The sequence below is a fragment of the Pseudomonas putida genome, from assembly GCF_003228315.1.
GTDB lineage: Bacteria > Pseudomonadota > Gammaproteobacteria > Pseudomonadales > Pseudomonadaceae > Aquipseudomonas > Aquipseudomonas putida_S.
The window spans coordinates 3796743-3817913 of sequence record NZ_CP029693.1; the positions used below are offsets into that span (position 1 = coordinate 3796743).

At 60.9% G+C, this 21171-nt stretch carries 19 protein-coding genes and 1 pseudogene; 13 read left to right on the forward strand and 7 right to left on the reverse strand.

Translation table 11 applies throughout. From position 1 onward, the window contains the following. Positions 1–3: 3 nt before the first annotated feature. From dgcA to DKY63_RS17715, 3 genes are all read right to left on the reverse strand, one after another. Positions 4–2064, reverse strand: a complete 2061-nt coding sequence (gene dgcA, locus DKY63_RS17705) for a dimethylglycine demethylation protein DgcA (RefSeq protein WP_110965254.1) — start codon at positions 2062–2064, stop codon at positions 4–6. Between the two features lie 15 nt (positions 2065–2079). Next, positions 2080–2610, reverse strand: coding sequence for a DUF5943 domain-containing protein (locus DKY63_RS17710; protein WP_020796073.1), 531 nt, complete (start codon positions 2608–2610; stop codon positions 2080–2082). Positions 2611–2688: 78 nt separating this feature from the next. Further along, positions 2689–3666: a dipeptidase gene (locus tag DKY63_RS17715; protein ID WP_110965255.1), complete on the reverse strand. Its 978-nt coding sequence runs from the start codon at positions 3664–3666 to the stop codon at positions 2689–2691. A gap of 222 nt (positions 3667–3888) precedes the next feature. Here DKY63_RS17715 and DKY63_RS17725 point away from each other — a divergent pair, with 222 nt between their 5' ends. The 3 genes and pseudogenes from DKY63_RS17725 (at position 3889) to DKY63_RS17735 (ending at position 4964) form a co-directional block, all read left to right on the forward strand. Further along, the gene (locus tag DKY63_RS17725) at positions 3889–4290 is read left to right on the forward strand and encodes a lysozyme inhibitor LprI family protein (protein ID WP_110965257.1); all 402 of its coding nucleotides are present in this window, start codon (positions 3889–3891) and stop codon (positions 4288–4290) included. Positions 4291–4311: 21 nt separating this feature from the next. Further along, positions 4312–4530 (forward strand): annotated as a pseudogene (locus DKY63_RS17730) (helix-turn-helix domain-containing protein); the annotation flags it as partial. A 17-nt stretch (positions 4531–4547) separates the two neighbouring features. Continuing rightward, a complete protein-coding gene (locus DKY63_RS17735; protein ID WP_110965259.1) occupies positions 4548–4964 on the forward strand; it encodes a DUF3010 family protein in 417 nt (138 codons plus the stop codon). A gap of 131 nt (positions 4965–5095) precedes the next feature. On the opposite strand, the gene DKY63_RS17740 is transcribed toward DKY63_RS17735, so the two are convergent. Next, a complete protein-coding gene (locus DKY63_RS17740) occupies positions 5096–6040 on the reverse strand; it encodes a GlxA family transcriptional regulator (RefSeq protein ID WP_110965260.1) in 945 nt (314 codons plus the stop codon). A 199-nt stretch (positions 6041–6239) separates the two neighbouring features. Here DKY63_RS17740 and DKY63_RS17745 point away from each other — a divergent pair, with 199 nt between their 5' ends. The 6 genes from DKY63_RS17745 to DKY63_RS17770 all read left to right on the forward strand — a co-directional run bounded on the left by DKY63_RS17745 (position 6240) and on the right by DKY63_RS17770 (position 11708). Further along, positions 6240–7184 (forward strand): choline ABC transporter substrate-binding protein, encoded by a 945-nt coding sequence (locus DKY63_RS17745; RefSeq protein WP_110965261.1) that lies wholly within the window; start codon positions 6240–6242, stop codon positions 7182–7184. A gap of 118 nt (positions 7185–7302) precedes the next feature. Further along, positions 7303–8190 carry a 3-keto-5-aminohexanoate cleavage protein gene (locus DKY63_RS17750; protein WP_110965262.1) on the forward strand — a complete coding sequence of 296 codons (888 nt, stop codon included), beginning with the start codon at positions 7303–7305 and terminating at the stop codon, positions 8188–8190. Between the two features lie 141 nt (positions 8191–8331). Further along, positions 8332–9297, forward strand: a complete 966-nt coding sequence (locus DKY63_RS17755) for an L-carnitine dehydrogenase (protein ID WP_110965263.1) — start codon at positions 8332–8334, stop codon at positions 9295–9297. Positions 9298–9394: 97 nt separating this feature from the next. Next, positions 9395–9871: a thioesterase family protein gene (locus DKY63_RS17760; protein WP_110965264.1), complete on the forward strand. Its 477-nt coding sequence runs from the start codon at positions 9395–9397 to the stop codon at positions 9869–9871. Positions 9872–9883: 12 nt separating this feature from the next. Next, positions 9884–11047 carry a gamma-butyrobetaine dioxygenase gene (locus DKY63_RS17765; RefSeq protein ID WP_110965265.1) on the forward strand — a complete coding sequence of 388 codons (1164 nt, stop codon included), beginning with the start codon at positions 9884–9886 and terminating at the stop codon, positions 11045–11047. 394 nt (positions 11048–11441) lie between these two features. Beyond that, positions 11442–11708, forward strand: coding sequence for a hypothetical protein (locus tag DKY63_RS17770; protein WP_110965266.1), 267 nt, complete (start codon positions 11442–11444; stop codon positions 11706–11708). A gap of 84 nt (positions 11709–11792) precedes the next feature. On the opposite strand, the gene DKY63_RS17775 is transcribed toward DKY63_RS17770, so the two are convergent. Both DKY63_RS17775 and DKY63_RS17780 read right to left on the reverse strand, forming a co-directional pair. Next, a complete protein-coding gene (locus DKY63_RS17775) occupies positions 11793–12896 on the reverse strand; it encodes a GlxA family transcriptional regulator (RefSeq protein WP_110965267.1) in 1104 nt (367 codons plus the stop codon). Between the two features lie 513 nt (positions 12897–13409). Further along, on the reverse strand, positions 13410–14786 hold the full coding sequence (locus tag DKY63_RS17780) for an L-serine ammonia-lyase (protein WP_110965268.1): 1377 nt from the start codon (positions 14784–14786) through the stop codon (positions 13410–13412). 440 nt (positions 14787–15226) lie between these two features. On the opposite strand from DKY63_RS17780, the gene DKY63_RS17785 reads away from it, so the two are divergent. From DKY63_RS17785 to choV, 3 genes are all read left to right on the forward strand, one after another. Then, entirely contained in the window at positions 15227–16174 is a 948-nt protein-coding gene (locus DKY63_RS17785) for a choline ABC transporter substrate-binding protein (RefSeq protein ID WP_110965269.1), read from the forward strand. 66 nt (positions 16175–16240) lie between these two features. After that, positions 16241–17086: a choline ABC transporter permease subunit gene (choW, locus tag DKY63_RS17790; protein WP_110965270.1), complete on the forward strand. Its 846-nt coding sequence runs from the start codon at positions 16241–16243 to the stop codon at positions 17084–17086. Beyond that, positions 17083–18261: a choline ABC transporter ATP-binding protein gene (gene choV, locus DKY63_RS17795; protein WP_110965271.1), complete on the forward strand. Its 1179-nt coding sequence runs from the start codon at positions 17083–17085 to the stop codon at positions 18259–18261. Before choW ends, choV begins: the two co-directional genes overlap by 4 nt. A 292-nt stretch (positions 18262–18553) precedes the next feature. Here choV and DKY63_RS17800 read toward each other — a convergent pair whose 3' ends face one another. After that, positions 18554–20170 carry a BCCT family transporter gene (locus DKY63_RS17800; protein WP_239499411.1) on the reverse strand — a complete coding sequence of 539 codons (1617 nt, stop codon included), beginning with the start codon at positions 20168–20170 and terminating at the stop codon, positions 18554–18556. 378 nt (positions 20171–20548) lie between these two features. On the opposite strand from DKY63_RS17800, the gene betI reads away from it, so the two are divergent. Continuing rightward, on the forward strand, positions 20549–21142 hold the full coding sequence (betI, locus tag DKY63_RS17805; RefSeq protein ID WP_110965272.1) for a transcriptional regulator BetI: 594 nt from the start codon (positions 20549–20551) through the stop codon (positions 21140–21142). The last annotated feature ends 29 nt before the right edge of the window (positions 21143–21171 follow it).

The following is a 21171-nucleotide window of genomic DNA, read 5'->3' on the forward strand; positions in this document are numbered from 1 at the left end:
CCGTTAGAAATCCTTGCACAACCGCAGCGCGTCATAGATCGCTGCGTGCACGTTGCGCTGCGCCACGCAGTCGCCGATGCGGAACAGCAGGTAGCCGTCGCCGCTCTGCTCAAGACATGGCTGAGGCTTGATCGCGAACAGGGCTTCGACGTCGATCTGGCCCTTGTTGCGCGAACCGTCCTTCAGCGCGTAGTAGATTTCCTCGTCCGGACGCACGCCGTTTTCCACGACTACCTGGTCCACCACCCGCTCCTCTTTGGCGCCGGTGTATTCGTTTTCCAGCACCGCCACCAGCTTGTCGCCTTCGCGGTAGACCTTCTCCAACATCATGTCGCCGGTCATGATCACTTCTTTGGGGTACATGCTGCGGTAGTAGGTCGGGAACGACGTACCACCGATGGCCACGCCCGGCTTGATGTCGTCGGTGACGATCTCGACCTGGCTGCCTTTGTCGGCCAGGAAGTCGGCGGTGGACATGCCGGTGAATTCGCAGATGGTGTCGTAGACCAGCACGTTCTTGCCCGGCGCGACCTTGCCATCGAGCACGTCCCAGCTGCTGACCACCAGGCCTTCAGCCGCGCCCCAGTGTTCGTTCTGCTCCAGGAATGGATGACCGCCAACGGCCAGCACCACCACATCAGGACGCAGGTCCATGATGGTCGGCGCATCCGCCGCGGTGCCCAGGCGCAGGTCGACTTTCAGGCGTGCCAGTTCCAGCTGATACCAGCGGGTAATACCGGCGATCTGGTCGCGCTGCGGCGCTTTGGCCGCCGTGGTGATCTGCCCGCCGATGAATTCCTTCTTCTCGAACAGGGTCACGTCGTGGCCACGCTCGGCGGCGACACGGGCGGCTTCCATCCCGGCTGGGCCGGCGCCAACGACCACCACCTTGCGTTTCTTGCCGGTGGTTTTTTCGATGATGTGCGGCACGCCCATGTATTCACGGGAGGTCGCGGCGTTCTGGATGCACAGTACATCCAGGCCCTGATACTGACGGTCGATGCAGTAGTTGGCACCGACGCACTGCTTGATCTGGTCGACCTGGCCCATCTTGATCTTGGCGATCAGGTGCGGGTCGGCGATGTGCGCGCGAGTCATACCGACCATGTCGACGTAACCGCCCTCCAGGATACGGGTGGCCTGGTTCGGGTCCTTGATGTTTTGCGCGTGCAGCACCGGAACCTTGACCACTTCCTTGATCCCGGCGGCCAGGTGCAGAAACGGCTCCGGTGGATAACTCATGTTCGGGATCACGTTGGCCAGGGTGTTGTGGGTGTCGCAACCCGAACCCACGACGCCGATGAAGTCGAGCATGCCGGTGTCGTCGTAATACTTGGCAATCTGCTTCATGTCCTCATGGGACAGGCCGTCCGGGTGGAACTCGTCACCGCAGATACGCATGCCCACGCAGAAATCGTCACCGACTTCGGCGCGCACGGCCTTGAGCACTTCCAGGCCGAACTTCATGCGGCCTTCAAAGGTGCCGCCCCATTCGTCCGTACGCTTGTTGACCCGCGGGCTCCAGAACTGGTCGATCATGTGCTGGTGCACGGCCGACAGTTCCACGCCGTCCAGGCCACCGGCCTTGGCGCGACGCGCGGCTTGCGCGTAGTTGCCGATCACCCGCCAGATTTCTTCCGGCTCGATGGTTTTGCAGGTGGCGCGGTGCACCGGTTCACGGATGCCCGACGGCGACATCAGGGTCGGCCAGTTGAAACCGTCCCAACGTGAGCGACGGCCCATGTGGGTAATCTGGATCATGATCTTGGCGCCGTGCTTGTGCATGGCGTCGGCCAGATTCTGGAAGTGCGGGATGATGCGGTCGGTGGACAGGTTCACCGAGCTCCACCATTCCTGCGGGCTGTCGATGGCGACCACGGACGAGCCGCCGCAGATCGCCAGGCCGATCCCGCCCTTGGCCTTCTCTTCGTAGTATTTGACGTACCGGTCGGTGGTCATGCCGCCGTCGGTCGCATAGACCTCGGCGTGCGCGGTACTGAGCACGCGGTTGCGGATGGTCAGTTTGCCGATCTGGATCGGCTGGAACATTGCTTCGAAAGCCATGGCGGGTTCCTCGACTTACAACGGCTTGACGGTGAACAAGCCGTCTTCGTGGCCCTCTTCGGAGCCACCGTAGACTTGCTCGGCCACGGTGCGGATCTTGCTGCCACGAGCGGCGAGGATCTGGTCCATCGCGCCGGCAAACCAGCCGGTGAACATGTAGTCGACCTTGCGCCCGACCTTGCCGTAGACGTAGACGAACGCGGAGTGTTCGAGCTTGACGCTGCAGGTGCCCTTGTCGAGGTCGATGTCCTGGATCTTGAACAGGCCCCAGCCGCGCTGCGACAGGCGCTTCATGTAGTGCTCGAACACCGCTACGCCTTCCAGGCCGTGGCATTCGGCTTCTTTTTCACACCAGTGCCAGGCGGACTTGTAGCCGGCCTTGTAGAGGATTTCGGCATAGGCTTCGGCGCCCAGCACTTCCTCGATGCCCATGTGGTTGTTGACGAAGAAATGACGCGGCACGTACAGCATCGGCAGGGCGTCGGACGTCCAGACACCGGTCTCGCTGTCGACTTCGATAGGCAATTGCGGGGCGATCTTGGCCATGGAAACTTAACTCCAGAAAAATTTTGGTGTTGCCCCCGGCACGAACGGCCGGGGGAAAAGGATTCAGAGTGCTGCGGCTTACTCGCCCCAGACATCCTTGAGCACGTTGACCCAGTTCTCGCCCATGATCTTGCGCACCACGCGCTCGGAGTGGCCGCGCTTGAGCAAGGTCTCGGTGAGGTTCGGGAACTCGCCGACGGTACGGATGCCCAGCGGGTTGATGATCTTGCCGAAGCTGGTCAGGCGGCGGGCGTAGCCCTTGTCGTGGGTCAGGTATTCGAAGAAGTCCTGGCCATGGCCCTGGGTGAAGTCGGTGCCGATGCCGATGGAGTCTTCACCCACGATGTTCAGGGTGTATTCGATGGCTTCGGCGTAGTCGTCGATGGTCGAATCGATGCCCTTGGCCAGGAAGGGCGCAAACATGGTCACGCCGACGAAACCGCCGTGATCGGCGATGAACTTCAGTTCTTCATCAGACTTGTTGCGCGGGTGCTCTTTGAGACCCGACGGCAGGCAGTGGGAGTAGCAGACCGGCTTTTTCGATTCGAGGATGACTTCTTCGGAAGTCTTGGAGCCGACGTGGGACAGGTCGCACATCACGCCGACGCGGTTCATCTCGGCGACGATTTCACGACCGAAGCCCGACAGGCCGCCGTCGCGTTCGTAGCAGCCGGTGCCGACCAGGTTCTGGGTGTTGTAGCACATCTGCACAATGCCAACGCCCAGCTGCTTGAACACCTCGACATAGCCGATCTGGTCTTCATAGGCGTGGGCATTCTGGAAGCCGAAAAGGATGCCGGTCTTGCCTTGTTCCTTGGCCTTGCGGATGTCGGCGGTGGTGCGCACCGGCATCACCAGGTCGCTGTTCTCGCGGATCAGTTTCTGGCTGGCGGCGATGTTGTTGACGGTGGCCTGGAAGCCCTCCCACACCGACACGGTGCAGTTGGCCGCGGTCAAACCGCCCTTGCGCATGTCTTCGAACAGCTCACGGTTCCATTTGGCAATAATCAGACCGTCGATAACGATGCTGTCGGCGTGCAGTTCGGCTGGGCTCATCAGGCTGTCCCCTTATTGGCGATTCATGCGCCGAATCGTCTGCCGGCGCTTTGGAGCCAGCATATGCCTGAGGGCTTTAGGGACCGGGTGCAAAAACGACAGGGGAATTGCCGAAAGCGTCAATCCGCGACAAAGGGTCGTCGCCACGCACCATTCGCGACCTGTTCAAGGTCGCAGGCTTAGGCCAGAATTCGCTGCATCTCTTGATGTAGGGCGACTTGAATGAAATCGATCTTGCTGGCTTTGGCACTGATTGCGACGGGCGTACAGGCGGCGGAAGAGGCCGACGACAATCCGTGCGACAAAGTCGAAAACGACGTCCAGACCCTGGAATGCTCGGCTTTCAGCAAAAGCACTGCTGAAGACCTGCTGAACGAAAACACCAAAAGCCTGAACGAGCGCATGCAGTCGCTCTACGGCAAGAACCCGGCGCAATTGGCCGACATCACCGCCAAGATCAAGGCCGCGCAACTGCAATGGCAGAAAACCCGCGACGCCGACTGCGCCATCGAAGCCTTCCCCGCCACCGCCGGCAGCAAAGCCTTCACCATCGCGCAAAATGATTGCGTGGCGCGGATGAGCGACGATCGGTCGGAGTTTTTGGAGTCGATTGGGCAGGAGTAAACGCAAAGGATGGAAAACATGATGGTCCCTCATGAAGTTGTCAGCCGCATCGTCGACGGCGCAACGCCGATCCGTGCATGGCGCGAGCACTTGAACCTTACGCAGGATGAAGTGGCCAAACGCATGGGTATTTCTCAACCGGCGTTCGCCCAGCAGGAGACCGTTGCGAAGCCCCGGAAGGCCACTCGCGAGAAAATTGCCGCAGCGTTCGGCATCACCGCCAATCAACTTGAGCTTTAGGCCATGAAGGAATCGAAATGAAAATCTGCGGCATCGAAATCAAAGGCAGCGAAGCGATCATCGCCGTGGCCACCCTTGAGGGGCAGGCGATGAATCACGTCGCGCTCGCCACCAAGAAAATCGCCCTGGACGATGACGAAGAAGCTGCCAACGTGAAGGTCTTTGCCGCTCAGGTTGCGTCGTTTGTTCGTGAAAATTCGATAGATCAAATCGCGATCAAGAAGCGCAGCAAAAAAGGTGAATTCGCCGGTGGACCGACGACGTTCAAGATCGAAGGGGTTTTGCAGTTGCTGGAGAATTGCGAGGTGACGCTGCTGTCGCCGCAGACCATCAATGCGCAGGCCAAGAAGCACAACTTCGAGCTGCCGGGGACGCTGAACAAGTATCAGCATGAGGCGTATAAGGCGGCGTGTTCGGCATTGTTGAAGAAGTAACCAACCGTCCAGGCAGACCAGATCAACTGTAGGAGCGAGCCTGCTCGCGATGGGGCCCTATCAGTCAACATAGATGTTGAATGTTAGCCCGCCATCGCGAGCTGGCTCGCTCCTACAGGGTTCTGAGGTGTTCAGGCTTTCGCGGTCCGGCGATCCTCCCGCGGGCACCGCTCATACTTCGCCCGATAGCTGCGGGTGAAATACGACGGCGATTCGAACCCGCAGGCAATACTCACTTCCAGCACACTCATATCGGTCTGGCGCAGCAGCTGCCGCGCTTTCTCCAGCCGCAAGCGCAGGTAGAAATTGCTCGGCGTGTCGTTCAGGTGCAACCGGAACAGGCGCTCCAGCTGCCGTCTTGTCACCTTGATCGATTCCGCCAGTTCCAGGGTGCTCAACGGCGGCTCGCTGTGCTGTTCCATCTCGCCAATCACGTGAACCAGCTTCTTGTTGCTGATGCCATAGCGCGTGGCGACTTCCATGCGCTGGTGGTCTTTGCGCGGGCGAATGCGGCCGAGCACGAACTGCTCGCTGACCTGGATCGCCAGTTCCGGACCATGGGCCTGGGCGATCAGATCGAGCATCAGATCGATGGAAGCCGTGCCGCCGGCGGAGGTGATGCGTCGACGGTCGATCTCAAACAGCTCCTGAGTGACGCTGAGCTGCGGATAGGACTCCTTGAAGGCATCGATGGCTTCCCAGTGCAGGGTCAGGCGATGGCCGTCGAGCAGGCCGGCTTCGGCGAGGATGAAGCTGCCGGTGTCGATGGCGCCGAGGGTCACGCCCTCCTTGTCCAGGCGACGCAGCCAGTGCTCCAGGGCCGGGGTGGCGAATTTCAGCGGTTCGAAGCCGGCGACCACCAACAGCGTCGCACCCTTTTTCAGCGGCTCCAGCGCCGCATCGGCGTTGACCGACATGCCGTTGCTGGCCAGCACTGCCCCGCCATCGGCACTCAACACATGCCAGCGATAGAGCTCGCCGCGAAAACGATTGGCGACCCGTAGCGGCTCGATGGCCGAGATGAATCCAATGGCCGAGAAACCGGGCATCAACAAGAAGTAGAAATCCTGGGACATGGCGCACTCGATAGACGGGCGGGTAGCGTGCTGACGTTGATACGCCACTTGCAACCGGCATTCAAGGGGTCAGGTCGCTGCAGTGCAAATGCTGGTCGCCGCAGTGCGCTTTCGTGCCACATTAGCTGCGTAACGTGACATCCACCGGCGCACAAAGACGACCGGACCCACAATAATGAAACTGCCGAGGAACCCGAGAATGAAACGACTGATCAGCAGCTGTGTTCTTGCACTCAGTGGTACCGCTTTGCTGAGCGCCAGTGTCATGGCCGCCGAACCCGCCTCCTGCCAGAACGTGCGCATGGGTGTGGTGAACTGGACCGACGTGATCGCCACCAGCGCCATGACCCAGGTATTGCTCGACGGCCTCGGCTACAACACCAAACAAACCAGCGCCTCCCAGCAAATCATCTTCGCCGGCATCCGCGATCAGCGCCTTGACCTGTTCACCGGTTACTGGAACCCGCTGATGACCCAGACCATCACCCCGTTCGTCGACGCCAACCAGGTCAAGGTTCTCCAGGCGCCAAGCCTGAAAGACGCCCGCGCCACCCTCGCCGTGCCGACCTACCTCTACGACAAGGGCCTGAAAACCTTCGCCGACATCGCCAAATTCGAAAAAGAACTGGGCGGCAAGATCTACGGCATCGAGCCAGGCTCGGGCGCCAACACCCAGATCAAGGCGATGATCAGCAAGAACCAGTTTGGCCTGGGCAAGTTCCAGCTGGTTGAATCCAGCGAGGCCGGCATGCTCGCGGCGGTGGATCGCGCCGTGCGCCGCAACGAAGCCGTGGTGTTCTTCGGCTGGGCGCCGCACCCGATGAACGTCAACATCAAAATGAGCTACCTCACCGGCAGCGACGACGCCCTCGGCCCGAACGAAGGCATGGCCACCGTCTGGACCGTGACCGCGCCGACCTACGCCGAACAGTGCCCGAACATCGGCAAACTGCTGAGCAACCTGACCTTCACCGCCGAAGACGAGAGCCGGATGATGCAGCCGCTGCTGGATCACAAGGACGCCTTCGAATCGGCTCGTCAGTGGCTCAAGGATCACCCGCAAGACAAAGCGCGCTGGCTTGAAGGCGTGACCACCTTCGACGGCAAGCCGGCGGCTGAAAACCTCAAGCTGACCAGCAAATAACTCCCTGATTTGAATCACCGAATCGCAGCCCGTATGGGCTGCGAACGGGACAGCTAAGCCCTGCTTTTCACCGAAGAAGCATTTACCTAATAAGCACTCGCCTGTAAGGAACCGCCAAATGAACCACGACGTCATCATCACCTGCGCACTCACCGGTGCTGGCGACACGACCGCCAAGAGCCCACACGTGCCGGTCACCCCGAAACAAATCGCCGCAGCCGCCGTGGAAGCCGCCAAGGCCGGTGCCACCGTGGTTCACTGCCACGTTCGCGACCCGCAAACCGGCAAGTTCAGCCGTGACGTGGCGCTGTACCGCGAAGTGATGGAGCGCATCCGCGAAGCCGACGTCGACATCATCGTCAACCTCACCGCGGGCATGGGCGGCGATCTGGAAATCGGCGCCGGCGAGAACCCGATGGAATTCGGCCCGAACACTGACCTGGTCGGCCCGCTGACCCGCCTGGCCCACGTCGAAGAACTGCTGCCGGAAATCTGCACCCTCGACTGCGGCACCCTGAACTTCGGCGACGGCGACACCATTTACGTTTCCACCCCGGCCCAACTGCGCGCCGGCGCCAAGCGCATCCAGGAACTGGGTGTGAAGGCCGAACTGGAAATCTTCGACACCGGCCACCTGTGGTTCGCCAAGCAGATGATGAAGGAAGGCCTGCTCGACAACCCGCTGTTCCAACTGTGCCTGGGCATCCCGTGGGGCGCCCCGGCCGATACCACCACCATGAAAGCCATGGTCGACAACCTGCCGGCCGACGCGGTCTGGGCCGGTTTCGGCATCGGTCGCATGCAGATGCCGATGGCCGCACAGGCCGTGTTGCTCGGCGGTAACGTGCGGGTCGGCCTGGAAGACAACCTGTGGCTGGACAAGGGCGTATTGGCGACCAACGGCCAACTGGTCGAGCGCGTCGGCGAAATCCTCAGCCGCCTCGGTGCCCGGGTCCTGACCCCGGCGGAAGGCCGCAAGAAGATGGGCCTGAAACAGCGCGGTTAACCCCTTACGCAAAACCCTGTAGGAGCAAAGCTTGCTCGCGATGACGCCGGTACATCCGACGCATCTTTTGCGGCCGAAAAACCGCTATCGCGAGCAAGCTTTGCTCCTACAGGGGATCACCGAACTCATTAGGAAGTCGCCATGAGCTTTATCACCGAAATCAAAACCTTCGCCGCCCTGGGCAGCGGTGTCATCGGCAGCGGCTGGGTCGCGCGTGCCCTCGCCCACGGCCTCGACGTGGTGGTCTGGGACCCGGCGCCCGGCGCTGAAGCGGCGCTGCGCAAGCGCGTCGCCAATGCCTGGGGTGCACTGGAGAAAAAAGGCCTGGCGCCGGGCGCATCGCAGGATCGCCTGCGTTTCGTCGCCACCATCGAAGAATGCGTGCGCGATGCCGATTTCATTCAGGAAAGCGCCCCCGAGCGTCTTGAACTGAAGCTGGACCTGCACAGCAAAATCAGCGCCGCGGCCAAGCCCAACGCCCTGATCGGCTCCAGCACCTCCGGCCTGCTGCCGAGCGAGTTCTACGAGAGCGCCACCCACCCGGAACGCTGCGTGGTTGGCCACCCGTTCAACCCGGTTTACCTGTTGCCGCTGGTGGAAGTGGTCGGTGGCAAGAACACCGCGCCCGAAGCCGTGCAAGCAGCCATGAAGGTCTATGAATCCCTCGGCATGCGCCCGCTGCATGTGCGCAAGGAAGTGCCGGGGTTCATCGCCGACCGCCTGCTCGAAGCGCTGTGGCGCGAGGCCCTGCACCTGGTCAACGACGGTGTGGCGACCACCGGCGAAATCGACGACGCCATCCGTTTCGGCGCGGGTCTGCGCTGGTCTTTCATGGGCACCTTCCTGACCTACACCCTGGCCGGTGGCGATGCCGGCATGCGTCACTTCATGGCCCAGTTCGGCCCGGCCCTGCAGTTGCCGTGGACTTACCTGCCGGCGCCTGAGCTGACCGACAAACTGATCGACGATGTGGTGGATGGCACCAGCGATCAGTTGGGCAAACACAGCATCTCGGCGCTGGAGCGCTATCGTGATGACTGCCTGATGGCGGTGCTGGACGCGGTGAAGGCCACCAAAGAGAAGCATGGGATGGCGTTCAGCGAGTAAGACCCAGGCTTTGAGGCCAGCAGTACCGGCCTCATCGCGAGCAAGGCTTGCCCGCGATAGCGCCAGACCAGTCACCACATTTTTTGGAACCTGAAACATGCCCGCACTGACCACCTACCAAACCCGCATCATCCCCGACTGGGTCGATTACAACGGCCACCTGCGCGACGCCTTCTACCTGCTCATCTTCAGCTACGCCACCGACGCCCTGATGGATCGCCTCGGCATGGACAGCAACAACCGCGAAGCCAGCGGCAACTCGCTGTTCACCCTGGAACTGCACCTGAACTACCTGCACGAAGTGAAGCTCGACGCCGACGTCGAAGTGCGCACCCAGATCATCGGCCATGACAGCAAGCGCCTGCACCTCTACCACAGCCTGCATCTGGTAGGTGACGACAAGGAACTGGCGGGCAACGAGCAGATGCTGCTGCACGTCGATCTCGCCGGTCCACAGGCCACGCCGTTCAGCGAATTGACCCTGGGCAAGCTGCAAGGCATCGTCGCCGAACAGACTGACCTGCCTGCTCCAAAGTACATTGGCCGAGTGATCGCATTACCCCCAAAAAAATAACAAGGAGAGCCCATGAACACCGCCGCCGCTTTTGCCGACTTCCGTACTTATCCGTTGATCAGCGCGCTGACAGGCGTGCAGGCGATGGCGGATCGTGTGCTGGTGAAGTGGGCCGATGACCGAGTCAGCCCCTTCCACCATCAGTGGCTGCGGGACAACTGCCCGTGCCCGCAGTGCGTCTACACCGTGACCCGTGAGCAGGTGCTGGAAATCGTCGACGTTCCGGACAACCTGATGCCCAGCGAATGCAGCGTCGACAGTGAAGGCTGCCTGAACGTGCAGTGGCAGGATGGCCACCAAAGCCGCTTCGACCCGGGCTGGCTACGCGCCCACGCCTACGACGACGAATCCCGCGCCGAGCGTCTGGCCGGCAAGCCTAAAGCGAAGCTTTGGCACAGCGACCTGACGCTGCCGGTGTTCGAATACCAGGCGCTGATGAACGACAACGACGCCCTTCTGCAATGGCTGCTGGCGGTCCGCGATACCGGCCTGACCCAAGTGCGTGGCGTGCCCACCGAACCCGGCTCGCTCAAGCTGATCGCCCAGCGCATTTCGTTCATCCGCGAGAGCAATTTCGGCGTGCTGTTCAACGTGCAGTCCAAGGCCGATGCCGACAGCAACGCCTACACCGCTTTCAACCTGCCGCTGCACTCAGACCTGCCGACCCGGGAGCTGCAACCGGGGCTGCAATTCCTGCATTGCCTGGTCAACGACGCCGAGGGTGGCGAGAGTATTTTTGTCGACGGTTTTGCCATCGCCGACGCCCTGCGCCGGGAGGATCCCGAGTCGTTCAAAAGCCTGTGCGAGATCCCGGTGGAGTTTCGCAACAAGGACCGCCACAGCGACTATCGCTGCCTGGCGCCGATCATCGCCTTGAACACCTTGGGGCAGGTCTCGGAAATCCGCATGGCCAACTTCCTGCGCGGCCCTTTCGATGCGTCAGTGGACGATATGCCCAAGCTCTATCGCGCCTATCGCCGCTTCATCGCCATGACCCGCGAGGCGCGTTTTCGCGTGATGCAACGACTCAATCCGGGCGAACTCTGGTGCTTCGACAACCGCCGCACCCTGCATGCCCGCAATGCCTTCGACCCGGCCACCGGGGCGCGGCATTTCCAGGGCTGCTATATCGACCGGGATGAGCTGTTGTCGCGCATTCTGGTATTGCAAAGGTAAACCGCGTCATCGTTCATCGCGGGCAAGCCTTGCTCCTACAGGTGTTGTGTTGTTCACATAATTTCGATCGACACCAACCCTGTAGGAGCAAGGCTTGCCCGCGATGGCGTCTGCACAGACAACATAACCATCCAGGATTCACAGACAAAAAAAGCCCCGATCAAGCCGTGACAGGATCGAGGCAGAGGGTACTGTTGAGGAGCTGCAACGCTAGGGTGACCAAACCTTCGTGAAGCGAGCTGAGTCCAGTTTGCCCACTCCCCAAACCGCAAAGATGCTCGAAAACGACGTGCTCATAGTCAGTTATGACATTGCGACAAATCGCCCTTGATGCCACCGCAGGCCACTACCAGAATCGAGCCACGACTCCGTTCCCAGAAGAAGGATTAGCGCCATGATGCATGCCGATTTGATTGACCAGGAAGACCTGTTGGGCCATCTCATTGCATTGGGCTTTCAAGTGCCGAACGGCGCCACGGCCGAGCAGGCCTGCGAGTTTGCGGTACGCGGCCTGAACAACGAACGGGCCATCGTGCTGCGCACCATGGTCAAGCAGATGTACACCAGCAGCGCGACCATCCTGCCGGCGGTGCGCCAGGCGATCGACAAGCAACTGCTGCCTGCGTTGGCGGAGTACCAGCAGAGCCACACTCCCCGATAAAAAGCATTCGCGAGCAGGCTCGCTCCCACAGGTTCAGTGAATAACCTGTGGGAGCGAGCCTGCTCGCGAATGGGACGACTCGGTTTAGAGCCTTACACTGGCAAACGTCGACTCATTACGCGCCTGGCTCAGCGCCGACAACGGCCCCGACAGCGGCGACAGCACCAGGGCCTGCGGCAGCGGCATCATCGCCACTTGCTGGGTGGTGTTGGAGCCCACACGCTCGTCACGCGGCGGAATGCCGAAGTATTCGCGGTAGCACTTGGAGAAGTGCGGCGTGGACACGAAACCACACACCGACGCCACTTCGATGATCGACATCGGCGTTTGCTTGAGCAACTGCCGTGCGCGAATCAGGCGCAGCTTGAGGTAGTAGCGCGACGGCGAGCAGTGCAGGTACTTCTGGAACAGCCGCTCCAGCTGACGACGGGACACCGAGACGTACACCGCCAGTTCGTCGAGGTCGATCGGCTCTTCGAGGTTGGCCTCCATCAGCGCAACGATTTCCTGCAGTTTCGGCTGGTTGGTGCCGAGCATGTGCTTGAGCGGCACGCGCTGGTGATCCTGTTCGTTGCGGATGCGCTCGTAGACGAACATTTCCGAGATCGCGGCGGACAGCTCGCGACCGTGATCGCGGCTGATCAGGTGCAGCATCATGTCCAGCGGAGCGGTGCCGCCCGAACTGGTGAAACGGTTACGGTCGAGGGTGAACAGACGGGTGCTCATGGCCACGCGCGGGAAGGCTTCCTGCATCGCCGCCAGACATTCCCAGTGCACGCTGCAATCGAAACCGTCCAGCAGGCCGGCGCAGGCCAGGGCCCAGCTGCCGGTGCAGACCGCGCCGAGGCGACGGGACTGACGGGCCTGGCTTTGCAGCCATGACACGTGTTCGCGGGTAACAGTGCGCTGGATACCGATGCCGCCGCAGACGATCACGGTGTCCATGGGCGGAGCCTTGTGCATCGAGGCGTCGGGGGTGATTTGCAGGCCGTCACTGGCCCAGACCTGGCCGCCGTCGACTGTGAGGGTGGTCCAGCGATACAACTCGCGACCGGACAACTGGTTGGCCATGCGCAGCGGTTCGACTGCGGAAGCCAGGGAAATCAGCGTGAAATTGTCCAGCAGCAGAAAGCCGATGGATTGAGGCGCACGGTTCTGGGGTTGGGCCCCGGAGTTGAACGACGTCATCGCGGTGTCTCCTCACACAAGCAGGTGATGGCCTCAGGCGGAGGCTCTTGTTATTGCCATCGTTCTCGCGTGGGAGACGGGCTTTGTAATGACAGAGCAATTGCCATGCCTAAATTTGAATGTGCGTTCAATAACTCCTAAAAACGACGTCGGAATGTGTCTATATATGACGCGCAAGGTGTGGGGACTTAAATGGCCATCAGGGCTGGCAAGTGCCCGGTCCCACACGCTGTGAGCAATTCGGTAGCACTTGTGGGAACAGGGCTGCGGGCAACCCGGAAAGAGTGTCACCCAAGGCGCGGGGTGACGGGTGGTCGGGGCACCCGATGTGCCCGACCGGCGGTGGGGGAATTTATCTGTTAGCGACGCGCCAAAAGGTGGCGCGGTTTCGATTGGGTGTTCACTTTACGCGCAGTTTTGACTGGTCTGGCCCCTTCGCGAGCAGGCTCGCTCCTACAGTTGATCGCATTCCCCTGTAGGAGCGAGCCTGCTCGCGATGGGGGCGCCTCGGTCTCAGCACTCAACCGCACTGACAGCCAACCCACCCCGCGATGTCTCCTTATATTTGTCATGCATATCGGCACCGGTGTCACGCATCGTGCGAATCACCCGGTCCAGCGAGATGAAGTGCTGACCGTCGCCACGTAACGCCATCTGCGCCGCGTTGATCGCTTTCACCGCGGCAATCGCGTTGCGTTCGATGCACGGCACCTGCACCAGGCCGCCCACCGGATCGCAGGTCAGGCCGAGGTTGTGTTCAAGGCCGATTTCCGCCGCGTTGCACAACTGCTCCGGGGTGGCGCCGAGGATTTGCGCCAGGCCTGCCGCTGCCATGGCGCAGGCCGACCCCACTTCGCCCTGGCAGCCCACTTCGGCACCTGAGATCGAAGCGTTTTTCTTGCACAGGATCCCGACGGATGCTGCACCGAGGAAGTAATCGACCACATTAGCGTCAGTCACGTCTTCGCTGAACTTCATAAAGTAGTGCAACACCGCCGGAATGATCCCCGCCGCGCCGTTGGTCGGTGCCGTGACCATGCGCCCGCCGGCGGCGTTTTCTTCGTTGACCGCCAGTGCATAAAGGTTGACCCATTCCATTGCGCTCAAGGTCGAACCGATGACATTGGGCTTGTTCAGCTCCTGCAGGCTGCGATGCAACTTGGCCGCACGCCGTCGCACGTTCAGACCGCCGGGCAGGATGCCTTCGTGCTTGAGGCCGTGATCGACGCAATCCTGCATGGCGCGCCAGAGTTTCATCAGGCCGCTGCGGATTTCTTCTTCGCCGCGCCAGACCTTCTCGTTGGCCATCATCAGTTCGGCCACGCTGAGGTTGTGCTGCTTGCACAGCTCCAGCAATTCAGCGGCGCTGGAAAAGTCGTAAGGCAATACGGTGCTATCCAGATCGACCACACCGCTGGAGGCCTGGGCCTCATCGACGACAAAACCGCCGCCGACCGAATAATAAGTGTCGCGATGCAGCTCACCGTGATCGCCTTCGGCAACCAGGGTCATGGCATTGGGGTGGAATGGCAGGTTTTCGTCGATCAGGCGCATGTCCCGCGCCCAGATGAAAGGCACCGACAGGCGACCGTCGAGCAGCAGAGTGTCAGTTTCACGCAGGGTCGCGATACGGATGCCGATTTGCGACGGATCGATCGCGTCCGGCCACTCGCCCATCAGACCCATGATCACCGCGTTGTCGCTGCCGTGGCCGATACCGGTGGCGGACAGGGAGCCATAAAGCTGCACTTCGACGCGCTGCACTTGCTCAAGCAGCCCGCGTGCGCGCAGGTCCTGCACAAACAGCGCCGCCGCGCGCATCGGCCCCACGGTGTGCGAACTGGAGGGGCCGATGCCGATTTTGAACAGGTCGAAAACACTGATAGCCATGACTGCCGAAACTCCTGGATGAGCCTGTGCCAGGCGCCAGGGCGCCCGGTGGCGGAGCTGCTACGCTCAAGCTGCAATCCGCCGGGATGGCCGCATCATCCGGCTTTTGTCGTGTCGTTCGACGTCTCTAACCGACGCACTCTTGTCCACGAACGCCGTGGGCGTTTTACGCCATGTTTTCGCGGTTTTTGGCCGGTGCGGAAGGGGAAAAGGGCCTGAAAAAATCTGTAAACGACGTCACCGACACTGGAAGCGACCATCCCTGTACTGGTTACGACGCACCCTGTAGGCGTCAGATTTTCACTGGTACATGATCTTATTCGACTCGATTGCAAAGGCGCTGCGGTAGAGCCGTCACAAGAACGCCACCCAACCGCAACCTATAAGTGCGGTAGTCCAAGTCGGAACACTGCCAAAAAAAAACACCAAGGAGTCCATTCATGAAAGGTTCCCCGTCGTTGTTGTTGGCCGCCATGCTTAGCCTGCCTGTTCTGGCCCAAGCCGCCGAACCGGCACAATGCAGTACCGTGAACTTCTCCGATGTCGGCTGGACCGACATCACCGCGACAACCGCCACCACCAGCGTCGTGCTCAACGCGCTGGGCTACAAGACCAAGACCACCATGATTTCCGTTCCCGTGACCTACAAGTCCCTGGCCGACGGCAAGAACATGGACGTTTTCCTCGGCAACTGGATGCCGACCATGGAAAACGACATCAAGGCCTACCGCGACGCCGGCACCGTGGACACCGTGCGCACCAACCTCAAGGGCGCCAAGTACACCCTCGCCGTTCCTCAAGCGCTGTACGACAAGGGTCTGCATGACTTCGCCGACATCGCCAAATTCAAGAAAGAACTCGACGGCAAGATCTACGGGATCGAGCCGGGCAACGACGGCAACCGCCTGATCCAGACGATGATCGACAAGAACGCCTTCGGCCTGAAGGACGCCGGCTTCAAGGTCGTCGAGTCCAGCGAAGCGGGCATGTTGTCCCAGGTTGACCGCGCGCAGAAACGCGACACTGCCGTGGTCTTCCTCGGCTGGGCGCCGCATCCGATGAACAAGCGCTTCAAGATTCAATACCTCACCGGTGGCGACGATTTCTTTGGCCCGGATTTCGGCGCCGCCACCGTGGCGACCAACACCCGCAAGGGCTACGCCGAGGAATGCAGCAACGTGGGCCAGTTGTTGAAAAACCTGGAGTTCAACGTCGACATGGAAAGCGAACTCATGGGCAACATCCTGGACGACAAGATGAAGCCTGACGCGGCCGCCAAGGCCTGGCTGAAAAAGAATCCACAAGTGCTCGATACCTGGCTCGCTGGCGTGACCACCATTGACGGTAAACCTGGCCTGGAGGCCGTGAAAGCCAAGATTGCTCAGTAATCGCTTATGCCGGACGGCTCCGGCCGTCCGGGCTGTTTATTTCCTTGCATGCGGACGTTCACTACCATGCTGATTGATCAGAAAATCCCTTTAGGCCAGCACATCGCGAGCTTTGTCGAATGGTTGACGCAACACGGCGCCAGCACCTTCGACGCCATTGCCGTGACACTGGAAACGATGATCCACGGCGTGACGTTTGCGCTGACCTGGTTCAACCCGCTGGTCCTGATCGGCCTCATCGCCCTTCTGGCCCATTTCATCCAGCGTAAATGGGGCCTGACCGCCTTCGTGATCGCCTCCTTCCTGCTGATCCTCAACCTGGGGTACTGGCAGGAAACCATGGAAACCCTCGCCCAGGTGATGTTCGCGACCCTGGTCTGCGTGGTCATCGGCGTGCCGCTGGGCATCGTCGCCGCGCACAAGCCGATGTTCTACACTTTAATGCGTCCGGTACTCGATCTGATGCAGACCGTACCGACCTTCGTTTACCTCATTCCTACCCTGACCCTCTTCGGGCTGGGCGTGGTCCCGGGCCTGATCTCCACGGTGGTGTTCGCCATTGCCGCGCCGATCCGCCTGACCTACCTGGGCATCCGCGATGTGCCCGCAGAACTGATGGACGCCGGTAAGGCCTTCGGCTGCTCGCGTCGCCAACTGCTCACAAGGATCGAATTGCCACACGCCATGCCGAGCATCGCGGCCGGCATCACCCAGTGCATCATGCTGTCGCTGTCGATGGTGGTGATCGCGGCACTGGTGGGCGCTGACGGACTCGGCAAACCGGTGGTCAACGCACTGAACACTGCTGATATCGCCCTGGGCTTCGAAGCGGGCCTGGCGATCGTACTGCTGGCGATCATGCTCGACCGTATCTGCAAACAACCCGAAGCCAAAGTAGGGGGTGACGCATGAGCATAATTCGCTTCGAAGACGTCGACGTAATCTTCACCAAGGATCCGCGCGAGGCGCTCAAACTGCTGGACCAGGGCCTGACCCGCAGCGAGATCCTGAAAAAGACCGGCCAGATCGTGGGCGTCGAAAAGGCCAGCCTGGATATCGAGAAAGGCGAAATCTGCGTGCTGATGGGCCTGTCCGGTTCCGGCAAGTCCAGCCTGCTGCGCTGCATCAACGGCCTCAACACCGTCAGCCGCGGCAAGCTGTTCGTCGAGCACGAAGGCAAGCAGATCAACATTGCCTCCTGCTCCGCCGCCGAGCTGAAAATGATGCGCACCAAGCGCATCGCGATGGTGTTCCAGAAGTTCGCCCTGATGCCCTGGCTGACGGTGCGCGAGAACATCAGTTTCGGTCTGGAAATGCAGGGCCGTCCCGAGAAGGATCGCAAGAAACTGGTCGACGACAAGCTCGAACTGGTGGGCCTGACCCAATGGCGCAACAAGAAGCCCGATGAGCTGTCCGGCGGCATGCAGCAGCGTGTGGGCCTGGCCCGTGCGCTGGCGATGGACGCCGACATCCTGCTGATGGACGAACCGTTCTCGGCACTCGACCCGCTGATCCGCCAGGGTCTGCAGGACGAACTGCTGGAGCTGCAACGCAAGCTGAGCAAGACCATCGTGTTCGTGAGCCACGACCTCGATGAAGCCCTCAAGCTCGGCAGCCGCATCGCGATCATGAAAGACGGCCGGATCATCCAGTACAGCAAGCCAGAGGAAATCGTCCTCAACCCGGCGGACGACTACGTGCGCACCTTCGTGGCCCACACCAACCCGCTGAACGTGTTGTGCGGTCGCAGCCTGATGCGCACCCTGGACAACTGCAAGCGCATCAACGGTTCAGTGTGCCTGGATCCGGGCGGCGATTCGTGGCTGGACCTGGCCGAAGGCAACACCATCAAGGGGGCCCGTCAGAACGGTTCGGTGCTGGACCTGCAGAACTGGGCGCCGGGGCAAGCCGTCGAAGGCCTGGCCCGTCGCCCGACCCTGGTGGACTCGAACATCGGCATGCGCGACGCGCTGCAGATTCGCTACCAGACCGGCAACAAACTGGTGCTGCACGACAACAACAAAGTCGTCGGCATCCTCGGCGACAGCGAGCTGTACCACGCACTGCTCGGCAAGAACCTGGGCTAAGGCAACAGACACAAAAACGCCGCGAGAGATCGCGGCGTTTTTGTTTGTGGGGATAGAGGGAAATTTGTATTGCCCCATCTGGCCCCATCGCGGGCAAGCCTTGCTCCCACAGGTATGGCGTCGAGCCCAGCATCTGCGGCAATCCGCAATCCTGTGGGAGCAAGGCTTGCCCGCGATGAATGCGACACGGTGTCACTGAAACACCGCATCACCTCACAACTGAGCTACACCCCCGGCCAAGGAGCTGCCGATGGCTTTCAAACTGATCGAGCACGACACGGGTGAAGCTTCATCAACCCGTAACCCGGTCCGCCATTGGACTGGCACGTTCTTGCAACTGGCCCGGTTGCAAATCCAGCTCGGTCAGCAGCTCAGTGAAACCACGACGACTACGCGCCGCCAACTCCGCCTGTTCCTGCTCGATCTGCACGTCCTGGCGCATGGCCTTGTGCAAGCCGAACATGAAGAACACCAGCACCACCGAGAACGGCAGGCCGGCCAGCACCACCATGGTTTGCATGGCTTCGAAGTTGCCGGCGAACAGCAGGCCGATGGTCACCAGGGTGATCACCACCGACCAGAAAATCCGCAACCAGTGTGGCGCGTCTTCGTCGACGTTGCCGCCCTTGCACGAGAGGTTGGCCATCATCACCGCGCCGGAATCCGCCGGTGTCAGGAACAGCACGAAACCAACGAAAATCGACACGCCGATCACCACCTTCGACGCCGGGTAATGCTCCAGCAACTGGTAGATCGCCATGGACGGCTGTTCCAGCGCCGTCTTGCCCAGCTCCACCGCCCCATGGTTCATCACCAGGTCCAGGGCCGAGTTACCGAAGATCGACAGCCACGCCAGGGTGAAACCCAGCGGAATCAGCAGCACGCCGGCGACCATTTCGCGCACCGTGCGACCACGGGAAATACGCGCGACGAACATGCCCACGAATGGCGCCCAGGAAATCCACCAGGCCCAGTAGAACAGGGTCCACAGGCCCAGCCAGCGGTCGGACTTCTCGCTGTCGCCTTCGTACACGTAGAGATCGAAGGTCTTCAGGACAACGCCGTTGAGGTAGTCACCGATGTTCTGCACGAAGCCGTTGAGCAGGTGCAGGGTCGGGCCGAACAGCAGCACGAAAATCAGCAGGCCGCTGAACAGCACGATGTTGAGGTTGGACAGGCGGCGAATGCCGTTTTCCACACCCGACACGGCAGCGATGGTCGCCACGGTGCTCATCACGATGATCACGATCAACAGGTTGGTGTTGCTGTGCTGCATGCCGAACAGGTTTTCCAGACCCGACGACACTTGCAGCGAACCAATCCCCAGGTTGGTCACCAGGCCCAGCAGGGTCACGAACATGCCGAAGCCGTCCACCGCGTGACCGGCCGCGCCCTTGACCCAACGCTCGCCCACCAGCGGATACAGCGCCGAACGCAACGCCAGCGGCTGGTTGTGACGGTAGGCAAAGTACGCCACCGCCAAACCCACCAGCGCGTAGATCGCCCAGCCATGCAGGCCCCAGTGCAGGAACGTCAGCTGCACCGCCTGACGCGCCGCCAGGTTGCTGCCGGCCACGCCTTCGGGCGGATTGAAAAAGTGATCCAGCGGCTCGGATGCACCGAAGTACAACAACGAAATGCCGATGCCCGAGGAGAACAGCATCCCCGCCCAGGCGCCGTAGCTGAAGTCCGGGGTGTCGTCCTTGCTGCCCAGTTTCAATTTGCCGTAGGACGAAAACGCCAGGCCGACGACAAAGATCAGGTAGGCGGCAATCACCACCATGTAGTACCAGCCGAAGCTGCGGGACAACCAGGCTTGCGCCGTACCCAGCATTCTGCCGGCCTCTTGCGGGGCAATGATCAGAATGGCGGTCAGCAATAGAATCAACGCGGTCGAGGTGTAGAACACCCAACCGTTGACCGTCACCTTTTGCGGTGGGGTCTTTATTAGCGAGGCAGAACTCATGGCACAGATGCTCCGGGCAGTGCGAGAGAAGAACGCAAGGCAATGGGTACCCGACCAATCGGTGAGTGGGCAGCCGACCGGTGGGTGATATAAAGACAACCGGAAAAAAGCCCGAACCCTGGGGGCGCCGTGGCGTACAGGTTTCGAGCTTTTTCGGATGTCGGTTTGCCGCCATTTACCTGTCGGGAAAACCGGTAACAGCGACGAATTGTCGCGGATCTTATTCTTTGTTGATTGAACGTTCAATCAAAACAAAATAGACTGGCCCACATGCCGGTAGCCGCTTGACGACTGCCGGAAGGGCTTAAGGAGATGTGCAAGATGCCCAAGGTCGGTATGCAACCCATCCGCCGCCAGCAATTGATCGAAGCCACTCTGCAGGCCGTCGATCAGGTCGGAATGGGGGACGCCAGCATTGCGCTGATCGCCCGTCTGGCCGGTGTCTCCAACGGCATCATCAGTCACTACTTTCAGGACAAGAATGGCCTGATCGCCGCCACCATGGGGTACCTGATGAGCGTCCTGAGCGAGAACGTCACCGCGCGCCGTCAGGCGCTCACAGATGACAGCCCCCGGGCGCATCTGCAGGTGATCATCGAAGGCAACTTCGACGCCAGCCAGGTCAATGGCCCGGCAATGAAAACCTGGCTGGCCTTCTGGGCCACCAGCATGCACCAGCCGTCTTTGCACAGGTTGCAGCGGATCAACGATCACCGTCTGTATTCCAACCTGTGCTGCCAGTTCCGCCGTGTACTGCCGCTCGAAGATGCGCGCAGTGCAGCCCGTGGCCTGGCAGCGTTGATTGACGGCTTGTGGTTGCGCGGCGCGCTGTCGGGAGACGCTTTCGACACCGAGCAGGCGCAACAGATCGCTTACGAATACATGGATTTCCAACTGGCCAAGCGGGTGAGTTAGAGCACACCAAGAACGCTCGACACCCGATA

Coding starts and splice junctions, on each gene's coding strand:
- dgcA (WP_110965254.1), bottom strand. CDS start 2,064: ATGGCTTTCGAAGCAATGTTCCAGCCGATCCAGATCGGCAAACTGACC.
- DKY63_RS17780 (WP_110965268.1), bottom strand. CDS start 14,786: ATGGCTATCAGTGTTTTCGACCTGTTCAAAATCGGCATCGGCCCCTCC.
- DKY63_RS17775 (WP_110965267.1), bottom strand. CDS start 12,896: ATGACGTCGTTCAACTCCGGGGCCCAACCCCAGAACCGTGCGCCTCAA.
- DKY63_RS17710 (WP_020796073.1), bottom strand. CDS start 2,610: ATGGCCAAGATCGCCCCGCAATTGCCTATCGAAGTCGACAGCGAGACC.
- choV (WP_110965271.1), top strand. CDS start 17,083: ATGAGCATAATTCGCTTCGAAGACGTCGACGTAATCTTCACCAAGGAT.
- betI (WP_110965272.1), top strand. CDS start 20,549: ATGCCCAAGGTCGGTATGCAACCCATCCGCCGCCAGCAATTGATCGAA.
- DKY63_RS17715 (WP_110965255.1), bottom strand. CDS start 3,666: ATGAGCCCAGCCGAACTGCACGCCGACAGCATCGTTATCGACGGTCTG.
- DKY63_RS17735 (WP_110965259.1), top strand. CDS start 4,548: ATGAAAATCTGCGGCATCGAAATCAAAGGCAGCGAAGCGATCATCGCC.
- DKY63_RS17770 (WP_110965266.1), top strand. CDS start 11,442: ATGATGCATGCCGATTTGATTGACCAGGAAGACCTGTTGGGCCATCTC.
- DKY63_RS17750 (WP_110965262.1), top strand. CDS start 7,303: ATGAACCACGACGTCATCATCACCTGCGCACTCACCGGTGCTGGCGAC.
- DKY63_RS17725 (WP_110965257.1), top strand. CDS start 3,889: ATGAAATCGATCTTGCTGGCTTTGGCACTGATTGCGACGGGCGTACAG.
- choW (WP_110965270.1), top strand. CDS start 16,241: ATGCTGATTGATCAGAAAATCCCTTTAGGCCAGCACATCGCGAGCTTT.
- DKY63_RS17785 (WP_110965269.1), top strand. CDS start 15,227: ATGAAAGGTTCCCCGTCGTTGTTGTTGGCCGCCATGCTTAGCCTGCCT.
- DKY63_RS17740 (WP_110965260.1), bottom strand. CDS start 6,040: ATGTCCCAGGATTTCTACTTCTTGTTGATGCCCGGTTTCTCGGCCATT.
- DKY63_RS17745 (WP_110965261.1), top strand. CDS start 6,240: ATGAAACGACTGATCAGCAGCTGTGTTCTTGCACTCAGTGGTACCGCT.
- DKY63_RS17765 (WP_110965265.1), top strand. CDS start 9,884: ATGAACACCGCCGCCGCTTTTGCCGACTTCCGTACTTATCCGTTGATC.
- DKY63_RS17755 (WP_110965263.1), top strand. CDS start 8,332: ATGAGCTTTATCACCGAAATCAAAACCTTCGCCGCCCTGGGCAGCGGT.
- DKY63_RS17760 (WP_110965264.1), top strand. CDS start 9,395: ATGCCCGCACTGACCACCTACCAAACCCGCATCATCCCCGACTGGGTC.